This is a genomic window from Methylobacterium sp. WL119, from assembly GCF_008039875.1.
Taxonomy (GTDB): domain Bacteria; phylum Pseudomonadota; class Alphaproteobacteria; order Rhizobiales; family Beijerinckiaceae; genus Methylobacterium.
The window spans coordinates 1-12,037 of record NZ_VRUU01000127.1; the positions used below are offsets into that span (position 1 = coordinate 1).

12 protein-coding genes are annotated in these 12,037 nt (G+C 70.7%); 7 read left to right on the forward strand and 5 right to left on the reverse strand.

From position 1 onward, the window contains the following. The first annotated feature begins 3 nt into the window (after positions 1–3). From FV227_RS25535 to FV227_RS25560, 6 genes are all read left to right on the forward strand, one after another. On the forward strand, positions 4–345 hold the full coding sequence (locus tag FV227_RS25535) for a hypothetical protein (protein WP_147860203.1): 342 nt from the start codon (positions 4–6) through the stop codon (positions 343–345). 202 nt (positions 346–547) lie between these two features. Beyond that, positions 548–3,628, forward strand: coding sequence for a formate dehydrogenase-N subunit alpha (gene fdnG / locus FV227_RS25540; RefSeq protein WP_147728353.1), 3,081 nt, complete (start codon positions 548–550; stop codon positions 3,626–3,628). A 15-nt stretch (positions 3,629–3,643) separates the two neighbouring features. Next, positions 3,644–4,579 carry a formate dehydrogenase subunit beta gene (gene fdxH / locus FV227_RS25545; RefSeq protein ID WP_147728352.1) on the forward strand — a complete coding sequence of 312 codons (936 nt, stop codon included), beginning with the start codon at positions 3,644–3,646 and terminating at the stop codon, positions 4,577–4,579. A 183-nt stretch (positions 4,580–4,762) separates the two neighbouring features. Further along, positions 4,763–5,482, forward strand: a complete 720-nt coding sequence (locus FV227_RS25550; protein ID WP_147728351.1) for a formate dehydrogenase subunit gamma — start codon at positions 4,763–4,765, stop codon at positions 5,480–5,482. A 4-nt stretch (positions 5,483–5,486) separates the two neighbouring features. Next, entirely contained in the window at positions 5,487–6,509 is a 1,023-nt protein-coding gene (gene fdhE, locus FV227_RS25555; protein WP_147860200.1) for a formate dehydrogenase accessory protein FdhE, read from the forward strand. Between the two features lie 167 nt (positions 6,510–6,676). Next, positions 6,677–6,952 (forward strand): hypothetical protein, encoded by a 276-nt coding sequence (locus FV227_RS25560; protein WP_147860201.1) that lies wholly within the window; start codon positions 6,677–6,679, stop codon positions 6,950–6,952. Between the two features lie 138 nt (positions 6,953–7,090). On the opposite strand, the gene FV227_RS25565 is transcribed toward FV227_RS25560, so the two are convergent. From FV227_RS25565 to FV227_RS30395, 5 genes are all read right to left on the reverse strand, one after another. Beyond that, a complete protein-coding gene (locus FV227_RS25565; RefSeq protein ID WP_147860202.1) occupies positions 7,091–7,420 on the reverse strand; it encodes a hypothetical protein in 330 nt (109 codons plus the stop codon). A 170-nt stretch (positions 7,421–7,590) separates the two neighbouring features. Further along, the gene (locus tag FV227_RS25570) at positions 7,591–8,064 is read right to left on the reverse strand and encodes an SRPBCC family protein (protein WP_147729221.1); all 474 of its coding nucleotides are present in this window, start codon (positions 8,062–8,064) and stop codon (positions 7,591–7,593) included. A 146-nt stretch (positions 8,065–8,210) separates the two neighbouring features. Continuing rightward, positions 8,211–9,257, reverse strand: coding sequence for an aldo/keto reductase (locus FV227_RS25575; RefSeq protein ID WP_147729222.1), 1,047 nt, complete (start codon positions 9,255–9,257; stop codon positions 8,211–8,213). A 271-nt stretch (positions 9,258–9,528) separates the two neighbouring features. After that, positions 9,529–10,695: an acetylornithine deacetylase gene (argE, locus tag FV227_RS25580; RefSeq protein WP_147729223.1), complete on the reverse strand. Its 1,167-nt coding sequence runs from the start codon at positions 10,693–10,695 to the stop codon at positions 9,529–9,531. Positions 10,696–10,797: 102 nt separating this feature from the next. Further along, entirely contained in the window at positions 10,798–11,424 is a 627-nt protein-coding gene (locus FV227_RS30395) for a CatB-related O-acetyltransferase (RefSeq protein ID WP_147729962.1), read from the reverse strand. Between the two features lie 250 nt (positions 11,425–11,674). Between FV227_RS30395 and FV227_RS25590 the strand changes: the two genes are divergently transcribed. Next, positions 11,675–12,037: hypothetical protein (locus FV227_RS25590; RefSeq protein WP_210246741.1), on the forward strand; the 363-nt coding region annotated here is incomplete at its 3' end.

The window sequence follows — 12,037 nt, forward strand, 5'->3', positions numbered from 1 at the left end:
CGCGTGCTCCTCCCCCGCCTCATCTCCGCCGCCGCCGCCCTGGCGATCGCGCTCGCCTGCACCCCCGGGCACGCCCAGACCAAGCCCGGCGAGATCAAGGGCGTCGATGCGATGGGCGACAAGTCCCGCAGCGCCAACGACGGCTGGAGCCAGGCCCCCGTGCCGCGGGAGGAATCGGCGGCCAAGGACGCGCCCAATCCCGGCGGCAACGCGACGGCCGAGAACCGCAACCGCGACGTGCCGGGCGCCTCGACCGGGTCCTCCTCCGGCACCGAGCCGCAGGCGCCGCTCGATCACCGCACCCCGGGCCCCTCGGGCCAGAACCCGGCCTCCCCGTCCAAGTAAGACGTCCTTAAACCAAGTCTTGCTTCGGCCGGGCTCGGGCCCGGCAAAATATTGCAGCCGCCGCGGGATGGATCGGGCCGGCAAATCGTGGCGGCCCCGACGGCGACAGACCGACGATCTGTGTCACGGAACCGCACTTGCCTCGGCGCGCCAATCCTGGGATGCATGCTGGAATAACTCCAGTTCTGATCGGGATGGACGGATGACGATTCAGGTCTCTCGCCGCGGCCTGCTGAAGGGTGGCGCCGTCACCCTCGCGGGCGGCTCGCTCGGCGCCCTCGGCTTCGGCGGCCTCGAGCCGGCGATGGCGGCGGCGGTGCGCCCCTTCAAGCTCGCGCAGATGCGCGAGACCCGCAACACCTGCCCCTACTGCTCGGTCGCCTGCGGCATCATCCTCTACAGCCTCGGCGACAAGTCGAAGAACGCCCGCTCGGCGGTGATGCACGTCGAGGGCGATCCCGATCACCCGATCAACCGCGGCACGCTCTGCCCGAAGGGCTCGGCGCTGCTCGACTTCATCCAGGCCGAGACCCGGACGAAGTACCCGCTGCACCGCGAGGCCGGCGCGAAGGAGTTCAAGCGCGTCTCCTGGGAATTCGCCTTCGAGCGGATCGCCCGGCTGATGAAGGAGGACCGCGACAAGAACTTCGTGGCCAAGAACGGCGACCTCACGGTCAACCGCTGGACCACGATGGGCTTCCTCGGCGCCTCCGCGACCTCCAACGAGACCGCGTGGCTGACCTACAAGACGGTCCGAAGCATGGGGGCCCTGGTCTTCGACAACCAGGCCAGGGTTTGACACGGCCCATCGGTCGCCAGTCTGGCGCCCTCCTTCGGCCGCGGTGCGATGACCAACCTCTGGATGGACATCAAGCACGCGGACGTCATCACCGTCATGGGCGGCAATGCCGCTGAGGCGCATCCCTGCGGCTTCAAGTGGGTGGTCGAGGCCAAGGCCCACAACAACGCCAAGCTGATCGTCGTCGACCCGCGCTTCACGCGCACCGCGTCGGTGGCCGACCTGTACTGCCCGATCCGCCAGGGGACCGACATCGCGTTCCTGTCGGGCGTGGCCAAGTACCTGCTCGACAACGACAAGTTGCAGCACCGCTACGTCGCGGCGTATTCCAACGCCGGCTATGTCGTGCGCGAGGGCTACGACTTCCAGGACGGGCTGTTCTCCGGCTACGATCCGGAGAAGCGCGACTACGACAAGTCGACCTGGGACTACGAGATCGGTCCGGACGGCTACGCGGTCGTCGACGAGACGATGCAGCACCCGCGCTGCGTCATGCAACTCCTGAAGAAGCACGTCGCGCTCTACACGCCCGAGATGGTGTCGCGGATCTGCGGCTCGCCGCAGGAGACCTTCCTCAAGGTCTGCGAGCTCATCGCCACGACCTCGACGCCCGACCGGACGATGGCCTCGCTCTACGCGCTCGGCTGGACCCACCACTCGAAGGGCTCGCAGAACATCCGCTCGATGTGCATCGTGCAGACCCTGCTCGGCAACATCGGGATGCTGGGCGGCGGCATGCAGGCGCTGCGCGGCCACTCCAACATCCAGGGGCTGACCGACATCGGGCTGATGTCGAACCTCATCCCCGGCTACCTGAACATCCCGATCGAGAAGGAGCCGACCTACCAGTCCTACGCCGAGAAGCGGCAGTTCAAGCCGCTGCGCCCGGGCCAGACCAGCTACTGGTCGAACTACAACAAGTTCTTCGTCTCGTTCCAGAAGGCGATGTGGGGCGAGAAGGCGACCAAGGAGAACGACTGGGCCTACGACTACCTGCCCAAGCTCGACGTGCCGACCTACGACGTGCTGCGCGGCTTCGAGCTGGCGAAGCAAGGCAAGATGACCGGGTACATCATCCAGGGCTTCAACCCCCTGCTGTCGTTCCCCAATCGCGCCAAGATGACGGAAGCCTTCTCCAAGATGAAGTTCATCGTGGTGATGGATCCGCTCAAGACCGAGACCGCGCGGTTCTGGGAGAACCACGGCGAGTACAACGACGTCGACACCGCCTCGATCCAGACCGAGGTGTTCGAGCTGCCGACGACGCTGTTCGCCGAGGAGGAGGGCTCGCTCTCCAACTCCAGCCGCTGGCTGCAATGGCACTGGCAGGCCCAGGACGCGCCGGGCGAGTGCAAGCCCGACATCGACATCATGGCGGGCATCTTCCTGCGCATGAAGGAGATGTACCAGAAGGAGGGCGGCGCCTTCCCGGACGCGATGCTCAACCTGACCTGGAACTACGCGATCGCCCACGAGCCGACCCCGGTCGAGCTCGCGCGCGAGCTGAACGGCTACACGCTCGCCCCGACGCCGGGCCTCGACGGGCAGACCCTGCCGGCCGGGCGTCAGGTCGACGGCTTCGCCCAGCTCAAGGACGACGGCACCACGGCCTGCGGCTGCTGGGTCTACTCGGGCTGCTACACGGAGAAGGGCAACACCATGGCCCGCCGGGACAACACCGATCCCGGCGACCGCGGCATCGCGCCGAACTGGGCCTTCGCCTGGCCGGCCAACCGCCGCGTGCTCTACAACCGCGCCTCGTGCGACCCGGAAGGGAAGCCGTGGTCGGAGAAGAAGAAGCTCATCGAGTGGAACGGCAAGCAGTGGGTCGGCTTCGACGTGCCGGATTACGGCGTCACCGTCGCCCCCGATAAGGGCGTCGGCCCGTTCATCCTCAACCAGGAGGGCGTCGCCCGCCTGTGGACCCGCGGCCTGATGCGCGACGGGCCGTTCCCGACGCACTACGAGCCGTTCGAGTCGCCGATGGCCAACATCCCGTTCCCGCGGGTGAAGGGCAACCCGGCGTCGCGGATCTTCAAGGACGACCTGGCCGATCTCGGCACCTCGGAGGAGTTCCCCTACGCGGCGACGAGCTACCGGCTGACCGAGCACTTCCACGGCTGGACCAAGCACGCCCGGATCAACGCGATCCTCCAGCCGGAGGCCTTCGTCGAGATCTCCGAGCAGCTTGCGAAGGAGAAGGGCATCGTCAAGGGCGGCTGGGTCCGGGTCTGGTCCAAGCGCGGCTCGCTCAAGGCCAAGGCGGTCGTCACCAAGCGCATCAAGCCGCTGATGTGCGACGGGAAGGCCGTCCACGTGGTCGGCATCCCGCAGCATTGGGGCTTCATGGGCCAGACGAAGAAAGGATGGCACCCGAACTCGCTCACCCCGGTGGTCGGCGACGCCAACACCGAGACGCCCGAGTTCAAGGCGTGGCTCGTCAACATCGAGGCGACGACGCCTCCTGCTGACGCCGTCGCGTAAGGGGAGCATCAGACCATGGCCGATTACAGCTCCCTCGACATCCGGCAGCGCTCCGCCTCCACGGAGACGCCGCCGGCCATCCGCTCGCACATGGAGGTCGCCAAGCTCATCGACGTGTCGAAGTGCATCGGCTGCAAGGCCTGCCAGTCGGCCTGCGAGGAGTGGAACGACCTGCGCGACGACGTCGGCGTCAACGTCGGCGTCTACGACAACCCGCACGACCTCACGCCCAAGACGTGGACCCTGATGCGGTTCACCGAGTACGAGAACGAGGCGACCAACAACCTCGAATGGCTGATCCGCAAGGACGGCTGCATGCACTGCACCGATCCGGGCTGCCTGAAGGCGTGCCCGTCCCCCGGCGCGATCGTGCAGTACTCCAACGGCATCGTCGACTTCATCGAGGAGAACTGCATCGGCTGCGGCTACTGCGTGAAGGGCTGCCCGTTCAACATCCCGCGCATCTCCGAGAAGGACCACAAGGCGTACAAGTGCACGCTGTGCTCGGACCGGGTCGCCGTCGGCCAGGCGCCCGCCTGCGCCAAGGCGTGCCCGACCGGCTCGATCATGTTCGGCACCAAGGCCGCGATGATCGAGCAGGCGCACGACCGGGTCGAGGACCTCAAGTCGCGCGGCTTCGAGCATGCCGGCCTGTACGACCCGGCCGGCGTCGGCGGCACGCACGTGATGTACGTGCTCCACCACGCCGACAAGCCGCAGCTCTATGCCGGCCTGCCGCTCGACCCGAAGATCTCGCCGCTGGTCGCCTTCTGGAAGGGCGGCGCCAAGGTGTTCGGGCTCGCCGCGATGGGCTTCGCGGCGGTCGCCGGGTTCTTCCACTACGTCACGGCGGGGCCGAACGAGGTCGTCGCCGAGGAGGAGGAAGAGGCGATCGAGTACGACCACGAGAAGCGCCGCGACGCCGAGAGCGGCGAGGCCCGGCCGCACTGACGGTCACGGGAGGCCGGCGCCGAAGGTGCGCCGGCCTTCCGGCTCCCGTTCGGGGCCACGGGCGCATCGATCGCGCGCGGTGGATCCCGGCGCGCGAGGACGACGCGGCCCTACGATAAGCGCGAGCCTTGTCCGCGATCGGGAGATCGTGGACGATGCTCCAGGTCGAGAGAAGCAGACCCGATGACCGTTCACACCGACATCCGAGACGGCGATGCCCGCCCCTTGCGCGAGGTGCACGAGGCGCCGGAGATCCTCTACGTTCCCCGCTACACCGGCCTGCAGCGCGTCAACCACTGGATCACCGCGATCCTGTTCACCCTGCTGACCCTCTCCGGCCTGGCGATGTTCACGCCGTACCTGTTCTCGCTCACCGGCATCTTCGGCGGGGGCCAGGCGACGCGGGCGATCCACCCGTGGTTCGGCGTGGCGCTGGCGGTCAGCTTCGCGCTGCTGTTCCTGCGCTTCTGGAAGCTCAACATCCCCAACAAGGACGACGTCGCCTGGTCGATGAAGATCGGCGACGTGGTCACCAACCGCGAGGACCGGCTGCCCGAGCTCGGCAAGTATAATGCCGGCCAGAAGGGCGTGTTCTGGGGCCAGACCGCGCTGATCGGGATCATGTTCGTCACCGGGCTGGTGATCTGGGACCAGTACTTCTACCAGTACACCGTCATCGAGACGAAGCGCTGGGCGCTGCTGGCGCACTCGCTCGCCGCGGTCGTCGCCATCGCGATCATCGTCGTGCACATCTACGCCGGCATCTGGGTGCGCGGCACCGGCCGGGCGATGGTGCGCGGCACCGTCACCGGCGGCTGGGCCTATCGCCACCACCGCAAGTGGTTCCGGCAGATCGCCGGCGGCAAGCGCCAGCGCGGCTCCACCGACAAGCGCGGGCACTGACGCCTTGGCCCGTTTCTTCAAGCGCACCCCCGCGGCCGAGCCCGCGGGGCAAGATCCCGCCGCGCAAGATCCCGCCGACACCGCCGGTAAAACCCCGAAACGCCAGAAGCTGCACGAGCTGCAGCCCGATCCGGACCGGATCGGCATCGCCGGCTCGGTGCCCTTCGTCCAGCTCCCCGTCCCGGCCGACCTGTTCGCGAACCGCGCCCTGCGGCTGCAGCGCCTCGCCCCCGACCATCCGATGGGCGGCTACCTCGACCTGCTCGCCCGCATCGCCACGGCGCAGGCCTCGGTTCAGGCCGCCCGCGCCGGACAGGTGCCGCAGCCCGAGACCGAGCCGAATGCCGACCGCGCCCTGCGGCTCGAGCACGGCATGCCGCCGCTCTCGCGCCACAGCCTGGAGGCGCCCGGCGCCTTCCTGGCCTGCCTGGACGGGCTGCTCGCCGCCCTCGACCTCGGGCCGGCGCCGCAGGCCGCCCACGACGCGGCGGCGGCGCTGCGATCCGCATCGCCGGAGGATCGCCTCGATCTCGGCGTGCAGGTGTTCGAGGGCGCGTTCCCGGTCGAGCGCATGGCCGAATGCGTGTTCGTCGCGGCCGCGCTCCAGCTCTGCCTGTCGGAGGCCGCCGCCCGCCTCGACCGGTCGGCGCTGAAGCCGGTGGCCGACGGCGTCTGCCCGGCCTGCGGCGGTGCTCCCGTGGCGAGCCTGATCGTCGCCTGGACCCCGGCCGACAAGGCGCGCTACCTCGCCTGCTCGCTCTGCGGCAGCCAGTGGAATCACGTCCGCATCCGCTGCACCGCCTGCGGCTCGGGCGAGGCGATCACCTACCAGAGCCTCGACGAGCTCTCGAAGGACATCCAGGTCGAAACCTGCGGCACCTGCCACAGCTACATCAAGCACCTGCACCAGCACCGCGACCCGGCGCTCGACCCCGTCGCGGACGACGTCGCCTCCTACGGCCTCGACCTGAAGATCGCCGAGGACGGCTTCCACAAGGCCGGGTTGAACCCGCTCTTCGTGACCTGAGCGCCGCTCCGCCGCCGGAGGCGAGGCGCCGGCGGCGCGGTTTCCCCCTTCCGCACCGGGCGGCGTCATAACGTCCATCGCGCGCGCGCATGGACCGATTGCGCGCAATCGACGTTGTCCGGGCTCAGGCGCTCGATGCGCCGTCCCCTCGTCCAGGCCCCACCCCCATGATCAAGCTCACCCTCGCCGCCGCCCTCGCGCTCGGCGTCGCCGCCCCCGCCGTCGCCCAGGTCATCGAGACGCCGACCGGCACCACCGTCGTCGTGCCGCCGGGCGCGCCGGGCGTGGTCACGCGCCAGACCAACTCGACCGGCGAGGAAGGCGCCGCCACCTACTCGCCGACCGGCCGCGCCGCCGACGGCATCGCCACCGACTCGGCCGCCTCCGGCAACGAGGGCCAGCCCTCGCGCATCGGCTCGACCGGCAGCGGCGGCGGCCGCTGAGCGGACGTTGCGGGCTCGATCGGAGCCCGCGGCAGGTCTGAAACGCAGGACGGCGCATCCGCGAGCGGTGCGCCGTCCTGCTGTCGGGCGATGTGCGATCGGCCCGGCCGCGCGCCGGACCATCGCGCCGGACGAGGCCTACGGGTAGCCGTAGCGGCTCTTGGCGGCGGCGAGTAGGTGCAGCGCCTCGCCGTCGCGGCCGGCGGCGCAGGCTGCCGAGGCATGGGCGAGGTCCGCGCTGAACCGGTCGCCGACCGGCTTGTTGAGGTTGCCGGTGGCGACGTCGCTGTCGACCACGGCCTGGGTCCGGCCGATCGCCGGGCCGCAGCCGGAGCCCTGCGGCAGCACCACGGGGGCCGGCGCCGCCGCGACGGCGACGGCGGGCGCCGCGGCCTTCTGCTGGCACCCGCCGAGCGCGGCGGCGGCGAGGAGGGCGGCGAGCGAGAATCCGGAAATCTTGGTCGGCACGGGCGGCTTTCCCTGACACGGCGCAGCTTGCACCGGACGGTTTTTGAGCCCGCGCCGCCGGGCGGTCAATCGTTGGCTTCGATTGCGGTGCTCGATCCGCGATCGCCGTTCGCGGTTTCCCTCCCCCCTCTGCGGGGGGAGGGAACAGCTCGTTCGTCGACCGAACCGGCCTACTTCGCCTTGTCGGCGATGGCCTTCAGGCCCGACTCGTAGATGCCGGAGATCGCGTCGGTGGCGACGGTGTCCGGGGCGCCCTTGGCGTTGAAGGTCCCGGTCCAGCTCAGCTTCGAGCCGGTGCCGTCCGGCGCCACCGAGAGCGTCGACTTGTAGTCGGAGACCGGCAGCGGGCCGGACAGGATCGTGTAGGTGTAGCTCATCACCTTGTCGTCGCGGGAGACCTGCTCCTCGACGAGGGTGCCGCCGCCCTTGAGCGAGAGGGTGCGGACCTTCATGCCGTCCTTCTCGGACAGCGCGCACTTCTCCACCGCCGGGTGCCAGTCGCCGATGCCGCAGAAGTCGCCGATGGCCTGCCAGACCTTGGCGGGCGGGGCGGCGACCGTGGCGGTCTTGGCGACGTCGATGGCGTAGCCCGGCACCGTGCCGGCGACGAGCGCGAGGACGGGCAGAGCGAGGGTCCGGATCATGATGGGCGTCTCCGACGATAGGCGGCGCGCGCCGGTATTCCCGGCGCCGGCCCTCTCAGGGGGCCCGCACGAGCTAGGCCTCGACCCCCGCCGTGGCAATGGCGGCCGGGATGCGGAGATCGCCGGCCGGCACCCGTCGGTTCTCGCTAGCGCGCATTCCTGCGCCCGGCCTCGGCCAGCTGCTTGGCGCGCGCGCCCTGCGTCTCGAACATCCAGCCCGGGTATTCGCGCGGCAGGACGCTGACCGCGTCGAGGGCGTCGAGCTCGGGTTCGCTCAGCTCGATCTGCGTCGCGGCGATGTTGTCGTCGAGCTGGTCGAGGCGCTTGGCGCCGACGATGACGCTCGACACCACGCGCCGGTGCAGCAGCCACGCCAGCGCGATCTGCGCGATCGAGACGTGGCGGGCGGCCGCCATCGGCCGCATCGCGTCGATGCAGGATTCGGCGCGGCCGCGCTCCACCGGCGGGAAGTCGAAGGCGGCGCGCCGGCCCTCACCGGCGGCGTCGCCGGAATACTTGCCCGAGAGCAGGCCGCCGGCGAGCGGGCTCCAGACCATCAGACCGAGGCGCTCGCTCCGGAGCATCGGCACGATCTCGCGCTCGAGGTCGCGGCCGGCCAGCGTGTAGTAGGCCTGCAGGCTCTCGAAGCGGGCCAGCCCCTCGCGCTCGGAGATGCCGAGCGCCTTCACGATCTGCCAGGCCGCCCAGTTCGAGACGCCGACGTAGCGGACGTGGCCGTGCTGGACGAGGATGTCGAGCGCCCGCACCGTCTCCTCGATCGGGGTCGCCGGGTCGAAGCCGTGGATCTGGTAGAGGTCGATGTGGTCGAGCTGCAGCCGCTTCAGGCTGGCCTTCACCGCGTCAAGCAGATGCACCCGCGAGGCCCCGCGGCTGTTCGCGCCCGGCCCCGTCGGGCCGTAGGCCTTGGTCGCGACGACCACGTTCTCGCGCGGCACCTTGAGGGCCTTCAACGCCTGGCCGGTGATCTGCTCGGACAGGCCCTCGGCGTAGACGTCGGCGGTGTCGACGACATTGATCCCGGCATCGATCGCGCGGCCGACGAGGCGTTCGGCCTCCGCCTGGTCGAGCGCACCGATCTGCCGCCACATCCCTTCCCCGCCGCCGAAGGTCATCGTGCCGAGGCAGAGTTCCGAGACGAAGAGGCCGGTCCGGCCGAGCTTGTTCTGGCGCATGGGGTTTCCTGTCGGAGAGCGCATCCTTTCGCCGACCGTCCCCCGAACGTCATTCCGGAGCTGCGAAGCAGAGCCCGGAATCCAGAGCAGCCGGGTGTGACCCGGCTTGCTCCGTCGGCGGATCTGGATTCCGGGCTCGCCTGCGGCGCCCCGGAATGACGGCGGGAAGGATGCGCGATCGAATGCTTCGGTCGGACAGATAGGGCCGCCCGACGCCGCGTCGATCGCCGGATCGACCCAGGCGCGCGTCCTGCGCCGCCTGAGCGGCCCTTCACCCGGCGCAGCTCTCCGCGATCAGCCGGCGCACGAAGGCGGCGCAGGCGTCGAGCTCGGCGCGCGTGATGAATTCGTCGGCCTTGTGGGCGCGGGCGATCGAGCCCGGGCCGACCACCACCGCCGGCACGTCGCCGAGCGCCTGGAACAGCCCGCCCTCGGTGCCGAACGAGACCTTGGCGTGGCCGTTGCGGCCGGCGAGCCGCTTGGCCAGCGTCACCAGCGCGGAATCGGCCGCGGTCTCGAGGCCGGGATAATCGATCAGCGGGGCGACCGCGACGCCGCAGGCGGGATCGCGCGCGGCCATCTCCGCGGCGAGGGTCTCGGTTGCGAAGGCGATCGCGCGCCGGGCCAGCGCACCGGCATCGTCCGCGCCGATGGCCCGGAACTCGAAGTCGACGCTGCAGCGGTCCGGCACGATGTTGAGGGCGGTGCCGCCGTGGACGACGCTGCTGAGCCCGGTGGTGTGGGGCACGTCGTAGAGCGGATCGCGCGCGCCGGACGCCGCCAGCGCGTCGGCCATCTGCCTGACGTGGAGGATGAAGCGCGCGGCGTACTCGACCGCGTTGACGCCGGCCGGCGCCAGCGCCGAGTGGCAGGCCTTGCCGCGGAAGGTGACGCGGGCGGCGTGCTTGCCCTTGTGCCCGGTGACGACCGCCATCCCGGTCGGTTCGCCGACGAAGCATCCCAGCGGCGCGAGGCCCATCGCCCGCATCCGCGCGATCAGCGGGCGCACGCCGAGGCAGCCGACCTCCTCGTCGTAGGACAGGGCCAGGTGGAGCGGCCGGACGAGGGGCGCCGCCGCCATCTCCGGCAGGAGCGCGAGGCAGACGGCGACGAACCCCTTCATGTCCGAGGTGCCGCGCCCGTAGAGCCGGCCGTCGGCCTCGGTCAGCCGGAACGGGTCGTGGCTCCAGTCCTGGCCGGCCACCGGCACCACGTCGCTGTGCCCGGAGAGCACGTAGCCCGGCACGCCGGCCGGCCCGACCGTGATCCACAGGGCGGCCTTCTCCCCCGTCTCGTCCATCACCCGCTCGACCGCGGCGCCGTGCGAGCCCGCGAAATCCTGGACCCAGTCGACCAGCGGCAGGTTCGTCAGCGCGCTGGTGGTGTCGAACGCCACCAGCGTGGCGAGGATGTCCGTGGGCGTCGGTGCGGCTTGCATTCGGTCCTTCGTGCCGGGCTGCGGCGGCCGGGGGTGGTGCCGGGAGGGATAGCGAGAACCGGCCCCCGCGCGCAACGGCGCGGCTCGCGCGCCGGCCGGCGCTCATCCGGCGGGTTTCGGCTTTCGCGGCCGGCGCGGGCGCTTCGGCGCGGCCTCGGCCCGCGCCAGGAACGCCGCGATGTCGGTGCCGAGGATCAGCGGCAGGTGGTCCGCGATCCGAGCGTCGTCCCAGGCCCACCAGCACACCTCCAGCAGGCGCGCGATGGTCTCCGGATCGAAGCGGTAGCGCAGGACGGTCGCCGGGTTTCCGGTGACGACGGCGTAGGGCGGCACGTCGCGGCGCACCACCGCGCCCGCGCCGACCACGGCGCCGCTGCCGATGGTGACGCCCGACAGGATCGTGCTGTTGGCCCCGAGCCAGACCTCGTCGCCGAGGACGACGTCGCCGCGGGTGGCGTGGTCGTGCGCGCCGGCGGCCGCGTTCGGCCAGAAGGCGGCGAGCGCCTTGAACGGGTAGGTGGTGACGAGGTCGGTGCGGTGGTTGCCGAGCGCGATGGTGACGTTCGGCCCGATCGAGCAGAACCGGCCGATGTGGAGCCGGGCCGATTCCGGCTCCAGCACCCGCGGATTGCCGTAGCTGTGCGCCCCCACGGTCCAGCCCCAGCGCGCGATGCCGCGGGCGAGGTGGAAGGCGGTGAGGTCGTCGAAGACCGGTTTGGGCTCGATCATGCGGCGGGGCTCCCCGTCGGCGCCGGCGGGTCGCGCCATGCCTTTCCCGTGCCTGCGATGCCTTTCTACCGTGTCCGCGATGCCTTCCCCCGTGTCAAAGCGCCGGGCGGCACGGGGGAGGATGGAAGGGGCGATCAGGGCCGCCGTGCGAGGCCGCCGGGGGCGGCCCGAACCTGCGGCTGCAGCGATCGATATTGAACAAGCCGGCCGCGACACCGTTGCTCCCATATAGAAACCAGGAGGAAACTTGATGTCGTACAAGATTCTCGCGCTCGCCACCTGCCTGATCCTGCCGCTCGGCGGCACCGCCTTCGCCCAGACCGGCAGCCCGGGCGCCGGGCCCAGCGCGGGCGGCACCGTGAATTCGGGCAGCGGCGCGGGCACGGCGGGATCGACCGGCGGCACCATGAGCGGTTCGGGCACCATGGGCGGCTCGGGCACCATGGCCCCGGGCGCCGGTGCGCCGCCCCCCGGCGCCAGCGGCGGCCCCTCGACCAGCACCGCGGGCAGGTCCAGAGCCGTCTCGAAGACCGGGCGGCGCAGATCGCATTCGAGGACGAGCACGCGGCGCCCGCTCGCCGCGTTGAGCTGGGCGAGCGCGAGGGTGGTGAAG